17 protein-coding genes are annotated in these 21,684 nt (G+C 46.1%); 12 read left to right on the top strand and 5 right to left on the bottom strand.

Annotation, left to right across the window (positions count from 1 at the left end; all coding sequences use genetic code 11):
* Positions 1–55: 55 nt before the first annotated feature.
* The 5 genes from Q0V21_RS10035 to Q0V21_RS10015 are packed head-to-tail and all read left to right on the top strand — an operon-like array spanning position 56 to position 6,424.
* Complete coding sequence (locus Q0V21_RS10035; protein WP_301878717.1) at positions 56–946, top strand: carbohydrate ABC transporter permease; 891 nt, start codon at positions 56–58, stop codon at positions 944–946.
* The gene (locus tag Q0V21_RS10030; RefSeq protein WP_301878716.1) at positions 946–1,752 is read left to right on the top strand and encodes a carbohydrate ABC transporter permease; all 807 of its coding nucleotides are present in this window, start codon (positions 946–948) and stop codon (positions 1,750–1,752) included. Before Q0V21_RS10035 ends, Q0V21_RS10030 begins: the two co-directional genes overlap by 1 nt.
* A gap of 50 nt (positions 1,753–1,802) precedes the next feature.
* Positions 1,803–3,569 carry a glycoside hydrolase family 2 protein gene (locus Q0V21_RS10025; protein ID WP_301878715.1) on the top strand — a complete coding sequence of 589 codons (1,767 nt, stop codon included), beginning with the start codon at positions 1,803–1,805 and terminating at the stop codon, positions 3,567–3,569.
* A gap of 50 nt (positions 3,570–3,619) precedes the next feature.
* On the top strand, positions 3,620–5,401 hold the full coding sequence (locus Q0V21_RS10020; RefSeq protein WP_301878713.1) for a glycoside hydrolase family 2 protein: 1,782 nt from the start codon (positions 3,620–3,622) through the stop codon (positions 5,399–5,401).
* A gap of 12 nt (positions 5,402–5,413) precedes the next feature.
* Positions 5,414–6,424, top strand: a complete 1,011-nt coding sequence (locus Q0V21_RS10015; protein ID WP_301878712.1) for an aldose 1-epimerase — start codon at positions 5,414–5,416, stop codon at positions 6,422–6,424.
* Between the two features lie 146 nt (positions 6,425–6,570).
* On the opposite strand, the gene Q0V21_RS10010 is transcribed toward Q0V21_RS10015, so the two are convergent.
* Genes Q0V21_RS10010 through Q0V21_RS10000 form a run of 3 tightly spaced genes read right to left on the bottom strand, consistent with a single transcriptional unit; the run spans position 6,571 to position 9,310 of the window.
* Entirely contained in the window at positions 6,571–7,101 is a 531-nt protein-coding gene (locus Q0V21_RS10010; RefSeq protein ID WP_301878711.1) for a chromate transporter, read from the bottom strand.
* Positions 7,102–7,125: 24 nt separating this feature from the next.
* Entirely contained in the window at positions 7,126–7,728 is a 603-nt protein-coding gene (locus tag Q0V21_RS10005; RefSeq protein WP_301878710.1) for a chromate transporter, read from the bottom strand.
* Positions 7,729–7,771: 43 nt separating this feature from the next.
* Positions 7,772–9,310, bottom strand: a complete 1,539-nt coding sequence (locus tag Q0V21_RS10000; RefSeq protein WP_301878709.1) for a sulfatase family protein — start codon at positions 9,308–9,310, stop codon at positions 7,772–7,774.
* Between the two features lie 122 nt (positions 9,311–9,432).
* On the opposite strand from Q0V21_RS10000, the gene Q0V21_RS09995 reads away from it, so the two are divergent.
* The 7 genes from Q0V21_RS09995 to Q0V21_RS09965 all read left to right on the top strand — a co-directional run bounded on the left by Q0V21_RS09995 (position 9,433) and on the right by Q0V21_RS09965 (position 19,547).
* On the top strand, positions 9,433–10,287 hold the full coding sequence (locus tag Q0V21_RS09995) for an AraC family transcriptional regulator (RefSeq protein ID WP_079344460.1): 855 nt from the start codon (positions 9,433–9,435) through the stop codon (positions 10,285–10,287).
* Between the two features lie 75 nt (positions 10,288–10,362).
* Positions 10,363–12,162 (top strand): sensor histidine kinase, encoded by a 1,800-nt coding sequence (locus Q0V21_RS09990; RefSeq protein ID WP_079344461.1) that lies wholly within the window; start codon positions 10,363–10,365, stop codon positions 12,160–12,162.
* A 3-nt stretch (positions 12,163–12,165) separates the two neighbouring features.
* The gene (locus Q0V21_RS09985) at positions 12,166–13,899 is read left to right on the top strand and encodes a response regulator (RefSeq protein ID WP_079344462.1); all 1,734 of its coding nucleotides are present in this window, start codon (positions 12,166–12,168) and stop codon (positions 13,897–13,899) included.
* A 125-nt stretch (positions 13,900–14,024) separates the two neighbouring features.
* Positions 14,025–15,593 carry an extracellular solute-binding protein gene (locus Q0V21_RS09980; protein WP_079344463.1) on the top strand — a complete coding sequence of 523 codons (1,569 nt, stop codon included), beginning with the start codon at positions 14,025–14,027 and terminating at the stop codon, positions 15,591–15,593.
* 33 nt (positions 15,594–15,626) lie between these two features.
* The gene (locus Q0V21_RS09975) at positions 15,627–16,589 is read left to right on the top strand and encodes an ABC transporter permease (RefSeq protein ID WP_024631782.1); all 963 of its coding nucleotides are present in this window, start codon (positions 15,627–15,629) and stop codon (positions 16,587–16,589) included.
* 15 nt (positions 16,590–16,604) lie between these two features.
* Positions 16,605–17,498: a carbohydrate ABC transporter permease gene (locus Q0V21_RS09970; protein WP_024631781.1), complete on the top strand. Its 894-nt coding sequence runs from the start codon at positions 16,605–16,607 to the stop codon at positions 17,496–17,498.
* 33 nt (positions 17,499–17,531) lie between these two features.
* Entirely contained in the window at positions 17,532–19,547 is a 2,016-nt protein-coding gene (locus tag Q0V21_RS09965) for an alpha-L-arabinofuranosidase C-terminal domain-containing protein (RefSeq protein ID WP_079344785.1), read from the top strand.
* Between the two features lie 135 nt (positions 19,548–19,682).
* Here Q0V21_RS09965 and Q0V21_RS09960 read toward each other — a convergent pair whose 3' ends face one another.
* Both Q0V21_RS09960 and Q0V21_RS09955 read right to left on the bottom strand, forming a co-directional pair.
* A complete protein-coding gene (locus Q0V21_RS09960) occupies positions 19,683–20,936 on the bottom strand; it encodes an MFS transporter (RefSeq protein WP_301878708.1) in 1,254 nt (417 codons plus the stop codon).
* Positions 20,937–21,089: 153 nt separating this feature from the next.
* On the bottom strand, positions 21,090–21,566 hold the full coding sequence (locus Q0V21_RS09955; protein WP_301878707.1) for a MarR family winged helix-turn-helix transcriptional regulator: 477 nt from the start codon (positions 21,564–21,566) through the stop codon (positions 21,090–21,092).
* Positions 21,567–21,684 lie beyond the last annotated feature (118 nt).

Below are 21,684 nucleotides of genomic sequence, written 5' to 3'. Positions count from 1 at the left end.
ATCATCTGTAGACAAGAAATCGCCGGCTTGTGTGCCAATCAAAGGGGAGACGCATATGAAGATCAAAAAAATGAGAGCGGATTTGCAGGCACTGGTATTTCTGCTTCCATTCTTAATTGTTTATGGTTTATTTACGATCTGGCCCATGATTAAAGGCGTGGAGATGACCTTCTACAAATGGACATTGATTAAGAAAATGGATTTTGTTGGCCTGGATAACTTCCGAAAAGTTCTTCAGGACAGAGAGGTTTGGGAAGCGATTTGGCATTCTACCTTTTTTGTTTTCTTGAGTACACCGACCATGATTATACTCGCGATTTTGCTGGCTATGATTGCCAACCGTAAATCGTCTTTGCAGAAGTTCTACCGCATTATCTTCTTTATACCAAGCGTACTCTCCGTCGCTGTCGCAGCTTATCTGGGTTTATTCGTATTTCAGCCTTATACGGGATTGGTCAATTCCGTCCTGCATCTTGTCCAATTATTGCCTCAAAATTCTGAGGTTTTCTGGCTGACGGAAACCGGGCTCGCCTGGGTCGTTATTACCGTAATTACCTTGTGGTGGACAGTCGGATTTAACTTTATTTTGTATCTTTCCGCCATGCAGGAAATTCCGGATGAGATTTACGAAGCGGCGAGGTTGGATGGTGCAAGTGATAATCAAATATTTTGGAGAATTACTCTTCCATATCTAAATCCATTGACCAAAACCATAACGATGTTGCAGATCATCGCTTCCTACAAAGTCTTTATGCAAATTTATGTCATTACGGGCGGGGGACCGCTGGATCAGACACGCCCGATTATTCAGTTAATCTATCAGACCGGATTCAAGAATAACAACCTGGGTTATGCCGCAACGATGTCCTACATTTTATTCGTAATCCTGCTGGTGCTGTCTGCGCTGCAATACTGGATGACTAACCGGAAAGGGGCGGAAAACTGATGAAATGGCTGTATCGCACAGGTTCTGCGTTGATGGCGGTTATGTTTGCGGCCCCACTTGTGTGGATGCTGATGGTCTCCATTAAAGAAGAAGGCATGAAGATTATTACAGTGCTGGACTGGTTTAAACCTCCTTACTCGCTTGCCGTCTATAACGAGATTCTGACGACGACAAAGCTGTCACAGTGGGTGGTTAACAGTTTGTTTGTCGCGGTGATTGTGACCGTGTTGACTGTTATTTTCGCCGCCATGGCCGGATTTGCCCTGTCCAAAGTACCGTTTCGTTTCCGTACATTTATTTTCTTCTTCATTCTTGGCGGGCTGTTGATTCCCGGTGAGGCTACCATTATTCCACTCTATCAGGTGGCCAAGGATCTTCATTTGCTGAATTCATACAGTGGATTAATCATTCCTGCGTTGGCTTCGCCTGTAGCAGTCATTGTACTCAAAAGCTTCTTCGACGGTATTCCCAATGATCTGTTGGAGAGCGTGCAAATTGACGGTGGGGGCTTTTGGCGGATTTTCACAAGCATTGTACTGCCGCTGACCCGGCCAGCGATGGCTTCCATGGCGATCCTGACGTTTATTGGTTCATGGAACAATTTTCTCTGGCCTTTTCTTTCGATCACGGATGACAATCTGTTTACACTGCCAATGGGAATTCCCACGCTGATGGGGCAGTATTCAGAGGATTATGTTAAACCAATGGTTATCAATGCCGTCGCTTCTGTTCCTATCATTATATTATTTATCATCTTTGAGAAGCAGATTGTCAAAGGTATCAGCATGTCTGGTATTAAAGGTTAACACTTTTTCAGGCCAACGCGCCAAATATAGAGGAGATCGGGGAGAACAATATGACTACCAAATCTTATAGCAAACATTATCCAAGACCACAATTTGTCCGCAAGGAGTGGCTGGATCTGAACGGGGAATGGGATTTTTCCTTCGATGATGGCAAAGTAGGCGAAAGCGAGCATTGGTATGATGAAGAACAATTTCCGAAAGGGACCCAAATCATTGTTCCTTTCACCTATGAAACCAAAGCAAGCGGAATCGGGATCGAGACATTTCATCCACGGGTCTGGTATCGAAGAAATGTGCTGATCCCGCAGGAGGCTCAAGGGAAAAGAACGATTCTTCATTTTCAGGGTGTAGACTACAAGGCAAAATGCTGGGTGAACGGGACAGTTGTTGGAGAGCATGAAGGAGGTTATGCTGCCTTTTCCTTCGACATCACGCCATACATTACGTACGGTTCAGAGAATAATATCGTGCTTGAGATAGAGGACAGTCAGAGTGCAGTGCAGCCTCGCGGAAAACAACGCTGGGTGGATCAAAATTTTGAATGCTTCTATGTACAGAGCACCGGGATTTGGAAAAGTGTATGGCTGGAATATGTGAATGAGGCAAGAATTGATGCGATCAAAATGACACCGGATATTGATCGACATATGATTCGATTGGACTTTCAGCTGCATGGAATTGAAGGCAGAAACAACTTGCGTCTGGAGACGCGCATTGAGCTTAAGGGGCAGCATGTGCAAACCATCAGCCTGTCTCCAGACAGACCTTGGATGACGATAGAAGCCAGTGTAAAACATGAGGCTGGCGGTCCGTGGAAACAGTCGTTGTGGTCACCAGGATCACCGAACCTGTACGATATTGAGTTTGTTCTGTACGAGGACGAGAAAGAAAGCGACCGGGTTCAGTCCTATTTTGGCATGCGAAAGATATCGATTGAAAATGGGCAGATTCTGCTGAATAACGCTCCACTCTATCAAAGGCTGATTCTGGATCAGGGCTATTGGCCAGAGACTCATCTAACACCTCCTTCTGAGGAAGCACTGATTGAGGATATCGATTACATTGCGGCAATGGGATACAACGGAATCCGTAAACATATGAAGCTGGAGGACCCGCTCTTCTTATATTGGTGTGATGTGAAGGGCATGTTGGTCTGGTCAGAAATGGCGGCGACCTTCGAATTCAATGACGAGGCTGTGACCCGCTTCACCAAAGAGTGGCTGGAAATTGTACCTCAGCAATATAATCATCCATGCGTAATTACCTGGGTTCCTTTCAATGAATCTTGGGGTGTACAGACCATTGCCCATGATGTAAGGCAGCAGCAGTTCACTCAAACCATCTATCATCTGACAAAAGCGATTGATCCGTATCGTCCGGTGGTTACCAACGATGGCTGGGAGCATACGGTATCCGACATTCTGAGTCTCCATGATTATGTGGAGACGGGAGACGCTTTTCTGGAGCGTTATCAGGATAAGGATCTGATTGTAACGAACCAGATCGCATCCAACCGATGGAAATTTGCTTTTGCAGAAGGATATACGTACAAAGGCCAACCTATCATCATTAGTGAATTCGGCGGAATCGCTTTTCAATCGGATAAAGGCTGGGGGTACGGTAACCAAGTGGATTCGGTAGAGGCTTTTCTCGAACGTTTCAGATCCATCACCGGGGCAATTCAATCCATTCCCTATATCTCTGGTTATTGTTACACACAGCTTACGGATGTGCAGCAAGAGATCAACGGACTGCTGACGGAAGACCGCAAACCGAAGGTACCACTGGAAGAGATTCGAAAAATCAATCTGGGATGAAGCCTGGACTATATGCAAGAGATCAACTTAGAACAGGAGAGCTGAACATCATGCTGCGACAGGATTATCCAAGGCCGCAATTTGTGCGGAAGGACTGGATGAGTTTGAACGGGGAATGGGAATTTGAATTCGATGATCATAACAAGGGACGTTCGGAAAACTGGAATGAAGGCAAACAAGCATTCAGCCGCCGAATCCAGGTACCGTTTGCTTTTCAAAGTCAGCTCAGCGGGATAGCAGATCCGGATTTTCACGATAATGTCTGGTACAAACGGACTTTTGACATTCCAGAGAACTTCCCCGGTAAACGGCTCCTGCTGCACTTCGGAGCCGTGGACTATGAAGCCTCTGTATGGGTGAACGGGAAACTGGTGGTCCGGCATGAGGGCGGGCATACGCCATTTCATGCCGATATTACGGATGCTCTTCTGGAAGGAAACAATGTGCTGACCGTACAAGCGATTGATTATAGCAGGGATGTAACGCTGCCGCGCGGGAAACAGTTCTGGCAGGAGCAATCTGCCCAAATTTTCTATACCCGCACGACTGGAATATGGCAATCGGTGTGGCTTGAAGCTGTTGCCCCCGTTCATCTGCAGAAGGTGCGCCTGACTCCCGATATTGATCGCAATAAGATCGAAGTCACGGCTTATCTTCAAAGGGAAACTGATCCAAGGGATTGGGATGCTCAAGATGTCAGACTGCGTGTACACATTGCTTATCAGGGAGAGCAGCTGTCTGAGGACGAATATCGAATTAGCGGCAAAACAGAAACCCGTACCATTGGGCTTCATACCTTTAACGAGCATGGCCTTGGCAGGCTGTGGTCACCAGAGCATCCTAATCTGTATGACATTCATTTCACTGTGTTGGTGGATGGTGTGCCAGTCGATGAGGTCGACAGTTACTTCGGCATGCGCAAGATTTCCATTGAACAAGGCAAGCTGTTTCTGAATAACCGTCCATATTATATGAAGCTTGTTCTGGATCAAGGGTATTTCCCGGATGGCAATCTGACCCCGCCGAGTGATGAGGCTATCCGGCGTGATGTGGAATTAACGAAGGAAATGGGATTTAACGGCGCCAGAAAACACCAGAAGATTGAAGATCCAAGATACCTGTACTGGTGTGATCAGCTTGGGCTGCTGGTATGGGGAGAGATGGCGAATGCGTACGATTTCTCGGAACAATATATCGCCCAGGTAACACGGGAATGGCAGGAGGCGCTGGAAAGGGATTACAACCATCCCTGTGTTGTGGTCTGGGTTCCTCTTAATGAAAGCTGGGGCGTTCCCCATATCCTGACCAGCAAGGAGCAGCAGTATCACGCCTTGTCGATGTATTATTTGACCAAATCGCTGGATTCCACTCGTCCTGTCATTTCCAATGACGGCTGGGAGATGGTACAGACCGACTTGTATAACATTCATGATTATGAATGGAGAAGGGAAGTTCTGGAGGAAAGGTATCGAACTCGTGAAAACGCGGTAAGTGCCCTTCCGGGCAGTCGGAATCTGAGCGTGGGTGGCTACCGTTATGAAGGACAGCCTATATTAATTACCGAATTCGGTGGAATCGGGTATAAGAAAAGTGAATGGGAAGGCTGGGGTTACTCCGGAGCGGAAAATGACGAGGATTTTGCCCAGCGGCTGCATGCCGTAGTACAGCCGTTATTGGATTCACCAGTTGTCGAAGGATTTTGTTACACACAGCTGACGGATGTAGAACAGGAGATTAACGGTCTGTTGACGTATGATCGACAGCCCAAGATGCCGATGGAACAGATAAGAGCCATTATTGAAGGGCGTTATCCATCGTCTGCTGGCGAATAAGGAGGGGAACGCATGTTGAACACAAGGGAGACAAGTAATTCCTGGGAAGGCGATTTTCAAGGGGAAAAGGCCATTTACCTTCGTTTCGGTTCCAGTGAGGCTGTGATGCTGCCGGAGATTGGAGGTAATCTGGTCGCGTTTCGTGATCTTGAGCGAGGGCTACGCTTCCTTCATGAGCCGTCATCCGAAGAAATGGAATCATTCAAAGCAAAACCGATGATTCATGGGATCCCCGTCCTTTTTCCGCCAAATCGCTATGAGGATGGGCGGTTTGCCTGGAACGGGCAGACACTTCAGCTCCCGGTGAATGAGGAAGCAACAGGAAATCACTTGCACGGATTTTTTTATAATACGCCCTGGGTTGTGGATGAGTATGGACATACCGAGAAGGAAAGCTATGTCTCGGTGTCCATTACCATTGATGAAACTCATCCGGTGTATGTGACCTTTCCTTTTCAATTCAGGATTACATTGCGCTACTCGCTGAGCAGTGATGGACTTATGCAGCATGTGAGGATTCGCAATCACGGAGATTCCTGCATGCCATGCCTGATCGCTTTTCATACCTCAATCAACGCACCGTTTAATACGGGAGGATCGGCTTCTGATTACAAGCTCAAGCTGACCATCGGAGACAGATGGGAATTGGATCAACGTATGCTGCCAACGACACGTTTTCAGCCCCTGGTTCAGGAGGAAGAGCTGATGCGTGACTCCGGGGTATATCCGTTCTTTGCAGAAATGGATAACCATTACACTGCTGTACCGCAGAACGGAAGAAACCGGATGGAGCTTCAGGATACGAAGCATGGAATGACACTGATCTACGATGTGGGAACCTCCTATAAACAATGGATGATCTGGAACAACAATGCGGAAGAAGGCTTTTTCTGTCCTGAACCCCAGATCAATCTTGTGAATGCACCTAATCTGGATATGCAGGCCGAAGAAGCTGGATTATTTAGTCTGGAGCCCGGAGAGATCTGGGAGGAAACGAGCAGATTATACCTGCGTCAATCGTAAAATAAAATGAAGGGGAGCAGCCAGGACAGCTATTGCTGTGATCGCGCTGCTCCTTTTAAAACCATTGAAGGGAGTGACCTGTTTGAAAAAAAGGGTAGCAACCTACCTTTGTCGGCGGAGAATCTTCCTTGGTCGCCATGCTGACTTTAGAATAAAATAATGCCAGCGGCTCCGGCAACAATAAGAACCAGCAGGGGATGAAGCTTGTACTTGAACAGGAGAAACAAACATACTCCGCTAATGAGCAGTGTTGCAATCCATACCCAGCTTATGCCTGTATCTTCATCTGGATAACCAAAATGAATGGCAGCATAAATGATGAGTCCCGTCGTTACTGGACGCAAGCCGTATAAAGATGACTTGACCCATGAATTGTCATGCACCCGATAAAATAGGGAAGAGAGTAACACAATGACAACTAATGAAGGCAAAATCATACCCGCCGTAGAGACCGCGGCTCCGATATAACCTGCCGTTTTATAGCCAATCAACGTTGCCGCATTGGTTGCAATCGAGCCGGGCGCCATGCCGGCCAGCGCTACGGTTTGCTGGAATTCTGAACTTGTCAGCCAACCTTTTTCCGTGACCTCGTGCTGAATGATCGGGATAACCGCATAACCGCCACCAAACGAAACGAGGCCTACACGTATAAACATCATGAACAGGTCCCAGTACATGTCGATCGCTCCGATTCGTCTTTCTTAAATGTAATATTCCAGTTCCGGGTAGCTTCCTGTTACAGATTCTTTTTCCATTTTCACTTGAAGCCCTAACCGCTTTTTGATCCGAATTACGGCCATACCGCTTATCAATCCCGACACAATAAGATAGAGGGGATGGATACCTGCAAACAACAGCACAGCTACGGTCACAATAGCAGCTATCGTTGTTGTGGTATCTAAGATGGAATACCTGGCCGTCCGATAAGCTGCCATACTGATTAGGGCAATAATGCCACCGTTCATTCCTTTTAAAGCGGCGTCAACTTTGGGTTGGTTACGAAATATAATGGCGAACACGCTAATCAGAATCACAATCAAAAACGTGGGACATGTCACGCCGATGACGGCTGAAACAGCTCCCGCGATGCCTGCCTGGCGATGTCCGATCATCGCAGCGGCATTTACGCCAACACCTCCAGGAGCCGAGCCGGCAAGCGATATAAGCTCACCGATCTCGTCCTCTTGCATCCATTTTTTCTTGTTCACCACTTCACGTTCAATAATGGGCAGCATTGCATATCCGCCTCCAAAGGTGGAAGGACCGATGCGGAAGAAAATCCAAAAAAGCTGTGCCAGTATCATACATTGTTCTTTCAGGTTTTTGATGCTACCCTCATCCTTTCCATCAGGCATGATGAATTCGAGGCATCGGCATGGACTCTTTGCCAAGCTCAGCCCAGATATATTTGAGCAGCAGCTCTGTCTTGAGATGGGTGTATTCTGGTTCATTCCATAGGTTGAATCGTTCATCGGGGTCCTTTTCAAGATCGAAAAGTTCACCATAGGTTTGATTGTAATAAACGGTGATCTTGTAACGCTCTTCAATATATGTTTTTTGATGAATCGTCGTGGGTTCGTGTCGAAATTCACAGAGAGCGTGATTCCGAACGGCTTCCTCAATGCCAAGCCACACGTTCTTTTGATCCAATCCCGTCATGGCGTGAGGAATTGCAATGTTGCAAAGGGACAAAAAGGTGGGAGCCAGATCGACCAGCGATTGTATGGCATTTGATTTTCTCGCAGCAGGCACCTCACCTGGATATCTTACGATAAAAGGGATTTTGATGAGATCCTCGTAATGGAATCCGCCCTTGGCCTGAAGACCATGCTGCCCGAAGAAATGACCGTGATCGGTTGTGAAAACGACGATAGTCTCATCTGCAATGCCCAACTCATCCAGCTTATTGAGAATTTTGCCAATATATTTATCCATCATGCTGATCATCCCGTAATACACGCCGACCAATTTTTTCTTGTCATACTCTGTTAAGCGGGACTTGTCGCCATATTCATAATAATGATGCGAACGGTAGCCGTGAATGCCGAAGCCGGTTTCAACCCAATCTTCAAAATTCGGATTTTCTTCTTGGGTCAATTGAAAATGGGGCGGATTACGATCATGCTCCCCGGGTGTTATGGAGGGGATCGTAAGATCATCCGGGTCATACATCGAATCCCACGGTTCCGGTACGAGATATTCCGGATGCGGGTCGAAGAAGCTGGCCCACATAAAGAAGGGATCATCGGCATCGGTATATTGCTGCAACAGGGAATTGGTTCGCTCGGCGATCCAGGTGTTGTAGTGATATTTCTCAGGAATGGGCCACGTATACGTTACGGAAGGATCCATCGTTCCTGTTGGGGGAAGGAAGTAATCCCTCCAGTTGGTACATCCCCGTTCTTCTAGCCACAGTGCGTAATGCTGACCGATATGCGCTTCATTCGTATGATTACGGGTCAGCTCAACGTGGTCAAAACCGTAAAATGGTCCATGGAAATGTCTCCAGTACTCCAAATCCTGCAGGATGGGATAGGCTTCTACCGACGGGTAGACTTCTGTGGATTTTAAAGGCTGAAAATGTGCTTTGCCCACCAGTGCGGTGCGGTAGCCTGCTTCACTGAAACTTTCCCCGACGGTATGACGGTCTTCAAGCAATTTTGTGCCCAACGTCCAGGCCCCGTGCTGACTGGGATACATGCCCGTAATGATGGAAGCACGGCTAGGAGTGCAGGTAGGGTTCGGGCAATATGCCCGCTCGAACGTTGTTCCTTGCCGGGCGAGTCGATCCAGATTGGGTGTGGAAATTTCAGACTGAAAAGCTCCAATCGTGTTCCAGTGCTGCTGGTCGCTGGTGATTAGCAAAATGTTAGGTGTTCTCGACAAATGAAATCGCCTCCTAGGATGATGATATTGAAAAAAACGAGTTATAAAAATAGCCCGGTGTTATATTTTTGTTGTCATTTTGTTATTATCAAACAAAAAAGAGAAGGAGGGGACTCGCCAAAATGCAGGAATATGAGTACGAGTATGCAGAATTCATCTACTATAAGCCGGGTTATTTGGATAAAGAGGAGCACATTTGGCCAGTCCGGGCAGGACGAAGTGTAGCCAAATCCAATTACCGGGTTGGTCCCAAGCGTATTGAGTGTTACAGTCTTCATTTTGTGCATGAAGGCATGGTCAGGTTTGAGTTTGATGGCAAGCGAGTGGACCTGCAGAAGAATGATCTGTTTTGTCTGTTTCCCGGCAGAACCTATTACTATCACATGCTTCCCTCGGAATCTCCGCTGCGAATGAACTGGCTGGCATTGGATGGGGCTAAAGTCAAACCATTATTGGAGCTGGCTGGCTTGACTCCGGAAAGCCCGTTCGGCAAACAGATGATTACTTCTCGGGTCCAAGAAACGTCTGATCGTCTGATTCATGCATTGGCATGTGTGGAACGGTGGAAGCCTGCAGTATCACTGGAGTTGCACGGGTTGGTATACGGGTTGTTGGCTAGTCTTGTTCCCGACACCAACTATACACAGCCTACAGAACTGGCGAGTTGGATTCATGAATGCATGGATTACATGGAATTGCATGCAACAGAGGGCATTTCCGTGCAGCAGGTCGCCGACTTTGCGGGGGTGCATCGTTCGTACTTCTCCAACATGTTCACCAGTCAGGTTGGTCTGCCTCCGTTAAAATTCATGCAGCGAATACGAATGGATAAGGCCAAACAGCTTCTAAAAGATACCGATGCAACCATTACGGAGATTGCTTTGTCATTGGGTTACCCGAATTTATATTCATTTACAAGAGCTTTCAAAATCTATTATAAAGTTCCTCCAATCATGATGCGGAGAACCTCAAGCTGATCCTGAACATACTGCTGTCCAGTTTGGAGAACGCTTACTTTTTTTGATTGGATCTTGAAAAAGGAGACTCCGACAATGAAGCTCTCTACAATGCAAAGATGGATTTCACCGAAACGCAGCATTCAGGGGAAAATTTTTATCTCTTTTATTGCCGTTACGCTTGTATCCATCGTTTCGATTACGGTCATTGTTTATATGAGCATGCGTGAGACGATCATGCAAAATGCCATCACGTCAGTTTCGGACAGCATAAGGCAGGCGGATGAATCATTGAACATGATGCTGGAAGAGATTGATCGTCTAAATACCGTCGTGGTGACTAATAAAAACACGGTCATTGACACTTTGCTTAGTCCGAATGAGGAGATCAGTTATGAGTGGTTTCAGGAGCAGAAGCGGATGGATGAATTTCTATCGTCCCTGATTGATTATAAGGCTTACATTTCACGGATCGCCGTTGTGGGCCTGAACGGGAAGGTGTTCTTCTCGGGTGGGCCTTGGCTGGACAGAACGATTTTGGGTACGCCAGTGATGGACTATATGCTGCAAAATGGATCAAGGCACGCATATTTCAAACAGACAGGGGTATCAGATGCTGTCACTATTGGTCGGGAGATTCGTTATGACCGTGCCCCCATTGGGGTTGTCATGGTTGACGTGAATTATGAATTTATCCAGAAAACATATGACGTGAGGCCGACTACAGATAGCATGATCTATGTACTGGACAAGGAAAATCGCTTCGTCTATGAAACCCGAGCTACCGCATCTCTTGCTCCTTCATACGAGGAAATTAAGGACATTAATCAGCAATTCGGAAGGAATGGTGACGCGGTCAGGAAATATATGGATGGAAAAGAATACATCGTTCTTTGTCGTCAATCCGACTATACTGGGTGGAGCACTATAGCTTTAACTCCAATAGATTCTCTTCTGACCGAATCTGTAAGGCTGCGCAAACTGCTGGCAGAGGTGTCCATGATCGTATTTGTCGTTGTGCTGATCGTTTCACTGCAAGTCTCTTCCCGAATTACCCTGAATATTCGAAAACTAAAATCGCTGATGATGTTTGTGAAGGATGGCAATTTTACGCTACCCAAAAAAGAGATCAAAAGCGAAGACGAGACAGGGCAACTGTATCTTGTCTTTATCAGTATGATGGAAGAATTGAAAAGACTGCTCGAAGGAATCCGCCTCAGCGAGAAAGAAAAGCGGGAAGCTGAATTGACCGCGCTTCAAGCACAAATCCATCCTCATTTTTTGTACAACTCGCTCAATACAATCAAGTATTTGGCCAGATTGAACGGAGTGCCGAACATTGAAGAGGTGTCGGGATCGTTGATTGAGCTCATGCGGAGTGTCCTCGGAAATTCAAGCGAATTTCTTACACTACGGGAGGAATTGGCATATGTGGAGCACTATGTCTCCATCATGAAGTACAGATATATGAAGCCGATTCGACTGATTACCGAGATTGAGGATGACGCATTACTGGATTGCCGGGTATTGAAGTTGATGCTGCAGCCCTTGGTTGAAAACGCAATCATTCATGGTATTGGACCACTCGAACAGGATGGATTCGTGTTGATACGGGTGTATGAGGATGCAAACCATCTCCATATTGATGTGGTGGACAACGGCAAGGGGATCACGGAGGAGCAACAGAAGAATTCACTGGAAGGTACGGGCACAAAAGGCGAAACATCACGTTTTAGTGGAATGGGTGTACGTAATGTACACGAACGAATTGTTCGCATGTATGGCGACTCCTATGGCGTCCATTTGTGCAGTGAACCGGGGTTTTACACCAAAGCCGAGATTCGGCTGCCCAAACTCGAGAAACGTATGGAAAATACCAAACGAGAGGTGACATAAGCCATGTTTCAGGTACTACTCGTCGATGATGAACCGTTGGTACGCCATAATCTATGGACGTTATTGGACTGGGCAAACTATGGATTCGAATTATGCGGTCAGGCGCATAATGGGTTAATTGCTTTAACGATGATTGAGCAGTCGCCACCGCATATTGTGATTATTGATGTAGATATGCCTGAAATGAATGGTGTAGAGCTCAATCGGACCATCAAGGAACGTTTTCCGTGGATAAAGACCATTATGCTTAGCAGTTATGATGATTATGACTACGTGCGGGATTGCCTGAACAATGGCTCCATCGATTATTTGCTCAAGCATCGGTTGGACGATTCAACGCTGCTCCACATTTTGAATAAAGCCGTATCGGAATTGCAGCAGGCAGATCGGTTGCGTGAGAAACACGTCGCTGAGAAGGCAGAAGCAGAGAAAGGGAATTCCGAAGTTATGCGCGATTATTTGCTGTATTTGCTCAAAAGACAGACGAAAGCAACGTATGGGTTTGAGGATTTTCCCCGGAAATACAATCTGTATCCGCATGCGTCCAGATATGCAGCAGCAGCTTTACAGCTTGTTCCGTTCCTGCTGCTGACAGAGTCATATAGTGACGTGCAGACCAATGGTCTGATTCATCAGGTCGTCGATATGATGCAGCAGAGCCTGGGTGATATCCATGAACGGACAGCGGTGTACGTAGAGGAAGGGCGATTTGTTATCGTGTTTTCTTTCAAGGAACGAAGCGAGCACGTCATACAGCGTGAGGTAGATGGACAACTGCGGAAGATTCAGCATGCATTGGAACTGTTCCTGAATCTGCAATGTGTTACCGCTGTGGGACATGTATGCACCAGTCTGTCCCAGTTGGCATCCAGCTACTGCTCAGCCGAAAGTACACTCGATGGATCTTCGTCGAAAACGTTCAGTAGTCCTATCATCCACGAAGAAAGCCCATGTTCGGACAAACATCCATCGGACAAGCGTTCAGATGAATTCCATCAACGCCAGCGTCTTTCCCTGACCATTGAGGAGCACAAACAGCTTCTGTTATCCATAGAAAGGTTTGATAAGGAAGGCGTGCACCAATTGATTTCCTCTATTTTTGCTTCGATAGACCACCTGCCTATCCACTCACATACGGTTCAGATGATGGTCAGCGAGCTCATGCAAATGGGTGATAAAGCATGGAAGAGCTGCTTGCCTTCCACAGATCCAGCGGTAGCTAAGCTGCCTTCAAGAAGCGAGCTTGGTCGAATGAAAAACATAAGAGAGCTGGAGCAAGGCCTGCAATCCTTCTTCTCCAGCCTGTTTCATTTGCTGAATCAGCATCGTGTGGTGGGGTCCTATTCTCGGCATGTCACGCAGGCCATTCATATCATCCTGGAGAAGTATCCAGGTTATGTCACATTAGAGCTTGCTGCAAATGTCATTGGGCTGAATGCCTCCTACTTAAGCAGAATATTCAAGGAGGAGACGCAGCGGACATTTTCGGAATATCTGAATCGTGTTCGGATTGATGAAGGGTGCAAGCTGCTGGACAGCGGTCAATATTCAATTAAGGAAATAAGCATGCAAGTGGGTTTTACGACGCACAACTATTTTTTCAAAGTGTTCAAAGAAATAACGGGTTTGACACCGCAAGCGTATTTGAGCAATCCGGGAAAAAGAAAGAACGATATAAAGGATCCTGACATACTTACGGGGAACGATGCTGATCAGAGCAAAACTCAAAACTTGTAAAATATGTGGAGTAAAGGGTCATATTATTGTAATTGCCTTCCATGCCTAGTGAATTATAATGAGCACACACCAATAGCAAACGCTTACAATTTACATTTGGTGATAAGAATTGGGGGGCACAACTTATGCGTAAACGCTGGGGAAGAAATGTGATTATGACAATGATCGTTTCCAGTTTGATGCTGGCTGGATGCAGTTCCGGTGGAACCGCTAACGAATCTGCATCAGAGGTATCGAAAAACGACGTTCATACGACCGGGTTTCCAATTGTGGACCAACCGGTAAACCTCAAGATGTTTACCCGAATTGCACCCGTAAATGGCCCTTTTAAGGAGATGCCGGTTTTCCAGGATTACGAGAAATTGAGCAACGTGAAAGTGGAGTTCATTGAAGCGCCGACAGATGGTTTTCAAGAGAAAAAAAATCTGCTGTTTGCATCGAATGAGCTGCCTGATGCCTTGTTCCGTTCAGGTCTTTCCCCGCTAGAAGCCATTCGTTACGGTTCTGCAGGCCAGTTAATTCCGTTGGAAGGACTTATCGATGAGTACGCTCCGAATTTGAAGAAATTAATGGAGGAATACCCCGAGATTCGCGCAGGCATCACTACACCGGAAGGTCACATTTATACGATTCCGGGGATTGTTACGCTGAGTGCGGCCCGGACGGATAAGAAATGGATCAATCAGATGTGGCTTGACAAGCTGAATCTGGAAGTGCCGGAGACGACCGAAGAACTGTTCAACGTGCTGCTTGCCTTCCGTGATGGCGATCCGAATGGAAACGGTAAACAGGATGAACTACCGATGACAGCCCGTGTGGGATTGGCTGTTGTGAGCGCGATGAGCGGATCCTTCGGTTTGGATTCACAGCTCGGATATAACATTAATATTGAAAATGACAAAGTAAGCATCTGGATGGGCAGTGACCAGAATAAAGAAATGCTGATGTATTTAAACAAGCTGTATAAGGAGAAGCTTCTGGATCAGGAAATATTCACACACACGGAAGCACAGTATCTGGCCAAGCAGGGATCGGGAAATACAGGCTTTTTCTTTGACCAGACAAACAATAACTTTTTGTCGATCATAGACCAATATACGGGTATCGCCCCACTGGAAGGTCCGCAAGGTGATCGATTGCAGAGCCAGGCTTTGCCCATTGCCAGAGATTTTGGAGCCTTTGCGATCACATCCGTCAATCCATATCCTGAAGTCACGATGCGTTGGATTGATTATTTCTACAGTGATGAGGGTTCTACGCTGTTGAGATTTGGAAGAGAAGGCGAGCATTACGAGATAAAGGATGGTATTCCCTACTATACAGAGGACTTCTTAAAGGAAATCAGTAATCAGGCCAAAATTACGCCTTATGCCGGAGGAGGCGCGCCACATCTCATCAGCGAACAGGTTGCCTCTTTTATTAATCCACCGCAGGTGCAGGAGGCTCAGCAAAAGCTTGATCCGTTCATGCCAAAAGTCCGCTATGCTGCTCCAATGTTTGATGAGCAAACCGCCCAGGAAGTCAATATTTTGCGAAATGATATCGACAAATATTACGAAGAACAAAGTACGAAATTTATCGTAGGTGCGCTTGGCTTTGACAAATGGGAGCAATTCCAGTCTACGCTCAAAAAGATGAGAATCGAGGAGCTGGAGAAGATATATCAGGATGCTTATGACAAGATGCAGAAGTAATGCTGAAACATCATGGATGAGGAGCAGATGCCCATGAAAAGCGCCAAAACGGATACAACGATTACGATGCCACGAAGTCATTCAAAAAAGAGTTCAGGCCTCTTAAGGCAAATGGGCAAAAGATTGGATCTATACCTTATGCTGCTTCTTCCAGTCACTTGGTATGTGGTATTTCACTATGCTCCGTTGTATGGACTGCAAATTGCGTTCAAAAATTTCAATCCGGCCAGAGGGATTCTCGGCAGCAGCTGGGAAGGCTTCGGTCACTTCGAACGATTTTTCAATTCATATTATTTCTGGAGATTACTATGGAATACACTGTCCATTAACCTGTTCTCCTTATTGATTGCCTTTCCGATTCCGATCCTGCTGGCACTGATTATTAATGAAATTCGCAATAAAACCTTCAGCAAGTGGCTGCAAAATATTACGTATATTCCCCACTTTATTTCAGTGGTTGTTATCGTTGGCATATTGAATGTGTTTCTCTCGCCCCATACGGGTCCGGTCAATCTGCTGATTGAGGCATTCGGAGGTACACCGATCCGTTTTCTAGAGGAAGCGGGTTGGTTCAAGACCATTTTTATCAGCTCGAATATATGGCAGAACATGGGCTGGCAATCCATTATCTATATTGCAGCTTTGAGCGGTGTGAACCCGCATCTGTATGAAGCTGCCAAGATGGATGGAGCGTCAAGACTGCGGCGTATTTGGCATATATCGCTGCCCGGTATTGCTCCAGTTGTTATCATTTTGCTCATTTTGGATATTGGTCACTTCATGAACGTGGGATTTGAGAAAATTTTGCTGATGCAAAACAATCTTAATCTGGAATCGAGTGATGTCATTTCAACGTTTGTCTATACGACAGGGATCTTAAAGGGAGAATACAGCTATACAGCTGCTATCGGACTCTTTAATTCAATCATTAATCTGGTGTTGCTTTTACTGGTCAATCGGATTGCGCGCAAGACGTCTGAGACGAGTTTATGGTAAAGGAGGGCAAGGCCCATGTCCAAGCAGGCGACACTACAAGCCAGTTCCAATGAACGAATTTTCGATGTAATCATATACATCATAGCTTCAATTATTATCATCGCTGTGCTGTATCCGTTGATTTTTATCGTCAGCGCTTCGTTCAGTGATCCCACGAAAGTATTGAATGGAGAAGTGTGGTTGCTGCCCAAAGGACTGACTTTGGACGCCTACACGAACATTTTGCATAACGAGAAGATTTGGATGGGGTATCGCAATACGATAATTTATACGGTTGTGGGCACCGTGATTAACATTATCATGACCGTGTTGGCCGCATATCCCCTTTCGAGACCTGATCTTCCCGGGCGTAATATAATCATGGTTTTTATCACGCTAACAATGTTTTTCAGTGGTGGATTAATTCCAACGTATCTATTGATCAAAAATTTGGGCATGGTGGATACGATGTGGGCTCTGATTGTACCCGGCGCGATCGCCACATACAATCTGATCGTGATGAGAACGTATTTCCAGTCGAGTATCCCCTGGGAACTGCAGGAAGCTGCCCACATGGACGGGTGCTCCAATTGGCGGCTGCTTCTGAGCATTATTCTGCCCCTGTCGAAGCCGATTCTTGCTGTGATGGTGCTGTTCTACGCTGTAGGACACTGGAATTCATTTTTTAACGCGCTCATCTATATTCGCAACGAAAATCTGCATCCGCTTCAACTGGTACTACGCGAAATTCTGCTGATCAGCCAATCCGATGCCGTAGACGGTAACATTGGACTGGAGGACAAAATCCTGCTCGCGGAGAGCATCAAGTATGCGGTGATTATCGTTTCCAGTTTGCCTGTGCTGTTGATGTATCCTTTTGTGCAGCGGCATTTTGTTAAAGGGGTCATGATTGGATCGATTAAAGGTTAAATCCATATCAATCACAATGATGGAGGAGCTATGTTGAAATCAAACGCAAGGATCAGTATCAATTGTAATAGCTTAAGCGAACACACGGTCAACCCTTATTTGTTTGGACATTTTGTGGAAGACATTCGGGACCATATGGAGGCGATGCTTGCATTTCCATTGAGGGATATGGACTTTGAAAGCGAAGCTGAATCAAGAATTTCTGTATCGGGGAGCTGGCAGGCTTACACCAACGGAAGAAATACTCAATATGCGATGGAACCCCCGGCTCTCAGACATTCGGGTCGCGCTCAGCGTATTCGAATCTTAAGTGATGATGAAGCGTACGCGGGGATTGTACAGAGGTCTGCATTGAAAGGGCCGATGGATTACACCGTCCATGTTGTTGCGCGGGCTTCCATCGAACTACAATATTTGATGCTCGAAGCAGTCGATAGACGAACGGAAGAAGTGCTTGGTCAGTTAAAAGTCGAATTGGACAGCCATAACTGGCGGGATTATGAAGGACGGCTGACGATCGTGCGCGCTTGCCCCGATGCAGAAATTCGGGTGTATATTCCGGCCGAGCATCCAAGATGGATTGACCACGTCTCTACTGGAATGCTCTGGCTGGATCATGTGTCTCTATTGCCTGTCGATCATATTGCGCTGGTGAAACGTGAAGTGGTAGAGATGACGAGAGCACTAAACGCAGGCATGATGAGACTCGCAGGTAACTACATTAGTGCTTATCACTGGGAGCATGGCATCGGCCCTGTTCTGGAGAGACCCGTCATGTACAATGAGGCATGGGGAGGATGGACCAGCAAATATTTCGGAACGGATGAATTTATCCGCTTTTGCCACGAGCTGCAGGTAGAACCTCTGATTTGCGTGAATGATGGCTCGGGTACACCTGAAGAAGCCGCCCAATGGATCGAATATTGTAATGGTAGTGTGGATACGCCGATGGGGGCTCTTCGGGCGAAGAATGGATCGCCGGAGCCTTATCACGTCAAGTACTGGGAGATTGGCAACGAGGTTTGGGGGCAATGGCAAGTGGGTGCATGCTCTGCGGAACAATTTGCGGAGCGGACCGTTCAGTTTGCAAAGGCGATGAAGGAAGTGGATGCTTCCATTGTGTTGCTGGCCTGTGGACATTATGAGCAGGATTGGAATAAAACCGTGCTTGCTCTGGCAGGAGAGCATATCGATTATCTAACGTTACATCTGTATCATGGCTACGGTCCCTTTGGCATGAATCAGGATACGCCGGCTGAGGAGCGGTACAAAGCAATGGCGAGTTATCCCGAGTGGACCCGCCACTATATCCACCAGACAACGGAGGTCATCCATTCCGATGTCAAACATCAACATGTGAAGCTGGCGATCACCGAGTATAACACGATGTATTATCCTAACACTGTGCGAAAAGGACTGCCAGACGAACACACCCTTGGCGCTGCCGTGGCGAATGCGGCTAATCTGAATGAAATGATTCGTTGCAGTGATAGCGTGCACATCGGAAGTTTCTCCGATCTGGTTAATGGTTGGCTAGGGGGATGCATTCGCGTCGGGGATTTCTATGCTGATCAATATCGGGGCAAGCAGGCTGGATGGAGTGGACGCCAGCTCACGATTTATGGAACTCCGACCTATGAAGTGTTAAAGCTTTACGCGAATCGGGATATTCATCATCTTCTACCCGTGAAGACCGAATGTGGAACATTCTCTGTAGCTTCAAACAAAAAAACACCTATAGAGCTGGACGCTCTTCCCGATCTGGACATTGTAGCCGGGACGAATGATGATCGCAGCATGGTCACCCTGTTTGTTGTGAACCGAAGCTTGGAGGAGGTACGGGTTGAGCTGGATTTGCAAGCTTACGATGGATGCGAAGAGGCGACCTTATATGAGATTACCAGCGAATCGCACAATCATATCAACTCCGTGTTTCAACCAGATCATATCATTTGCACAGAGCGTAGTGTTTTGACCGAGGATTGGCAGCGTGGTTACTTATTACGTCCTTCATCCATCTATGTACTGGAGATTGGAAAAGCAGACTAACCAATGAGTTGACGTCCCGGAATGTAGATAACAGGGTTTCAGAAAGTGTACCTAAGTTCTGAAACCCTTTGATCTATCCAGATGGTGTCTTGACCACCAGATCAATAAGTTACTTGTCTAATAAAAATAGGCATTTTAAATATTCACCAGCGTTCTTTTATACAACACGGGTATTGCTGCAGCGATAAGGATTACACCCATGACAGCGGGTGCGGCATGACCAAGGGATACATAGATTTGACCTCCAATGATAGGACCGATCATTCTTGCTAAAGCTTGTATGGATTGGCTACCTCCCTGAACCCTTCCTTGTTCACTGGAATCAACAGACTTCGAGAGCATCCCGTTGAATGAAGGCCCGAAGATCGAATCGCCAAAACCAAATATAAACATGCCAGCGATAAAAAGAGGATAGAAGGAGAACAAAGTAGACAGCGCAATAAAACCGTAGCCTATAATCTCCGCGATCATTCCAAGAATGGCTATCTGTTTATCACCAAGTTTTTTCAAAAGTTTTGGCATGATGAGGCCTTGTGAGATGATGTCCTGAACACCCATTATCGAGAACATAAGTCCAATTAGTGCTGGCTTCCAACTGAAAGTATCTATTGTTAATTGTGAAAAAACGGCCTGTAATGATCCGTTGGGTATCCAAAGTAAGAATGCTGAGATAAGTAACCTGTTTAAATTTTTCATGGAAAGCAGGTTTGCAAGCTGTATGAATGGATTAAGTCTTGCAAAAGTAATTACTTTCAGTCTATTTTTCTTGTCAAGGCTCTCAGGCATAAAAAAGAATCCATATATAACATTCACTAAAGTGATGAATGTTCCAAAATACATGGGTGCAGCATAATCAATCTTCGCCAGTAATCCGCCTACAGTCGGACCAATGACGGTACCTACACCTACAACTGCGCTCACCCACCCAAAGTATTTGGTTCTCTGTTCTGGAGGAATGATGTCTGCAAAATATGCGTAGATCGTGCCTATACTCCCGCCTGTTATTCCCTCGATGATGCGCCCCGCAAATAGTACCCATAGAGCACCTCCTATGCCAAAAATCAAGTACCCAATTGCAGAACCCAAAAGGCATATCAGGAGCAATGGACGACGGCCATATTTGTCGCTCAGAGCGCCAAGTACGGGGGATGCAAAAAACACGCAGAAGGCATACACAGAGGTCAACAGCGTAACAACAATAGCTTGTTCTCCCGGACTGCTTATATAAGGCTGTACTAAGAACGGGACGACAGGCGCTATGATACTGAAGCCTATTCCGCAAAGAAACACAGAAATAAGACCGAATAATAAAGCATGTTTATCTATGGTTGGTTCGGTTTTCTGTTCGATGTTCTGTTTATGGTGTGATCGTGATCGAAATTTAAACATTAAATTCTCCTCTCCAGAGTGGCGGTTTTATTTCCTTGGAAACATTAATAGCGTACAATCACTTTGTTTCCTTGTCAACAAAATAATAACGATAAAAAAACAGCCTGCTCTTTATCGAGCACGGCTGCTTTTAATTTACTTTCATCATTCGGATTATTCCGACTTGATATCTGCACCCAGTTTCTTCTTGATCTCTGCATCCAAATGCCGATTATACTTGTCCACGAAGTGAAGCATGCTGTCGAATTGTTCCTCGGTTACCTGTTCAAATACGGTTTTATCTCGCTCTTGAAACTCGTTATGCAGATCCTCATGAATTTGATAAATGGCTTTCCCTTGCTCCGTCAGCCTAAAGTAGATTTCTTTCTTGTTATCCGACTTCTGGTAGCTTTCGATAAGGCCTTTTTGTATGAGCTTTTTCGTTAATTTACTTATGGCACCGCGAGTCATATAAAAGGACTCCGCAAGTTTAGTCACATTGGAATCTACATTTTTTTCAATGTATTCGATGCAATGCACTTCAGAGGGCTTATAACCCTTAAGACTGTCTTCCATCTTATCCTTATTAAGCCGAACGATCTTGTTATATAAGTCCCTGAAACCCACTAAGACCTGTTCTTCTTTGTTCATGTCTTATCCTCCCACCCGTTGGTGCATGATAACATTATATTAAATTTTGGTTTCCAGTACAAAAGCCTTTCTGACTACTGCATAAATCAAGATGCCATTCTGAATAAACTTTTTTCTG

The sequence above is a fragment of the Paenibacillus sp. 11B genome (assembly GCF_030487755.1).
Taxonomy (GTDB): Bacteria; Bacillota; Bacilli; order Paenibacillales; family Paenibacillaceae; genus Paenibacillus; species Paenibacillus vandeheii.
The sequence above is the reverse complement of the archived record's forward strand: the minus strand, read 5'-3'. Positions and strand labels throughout refer to the sequence as shown.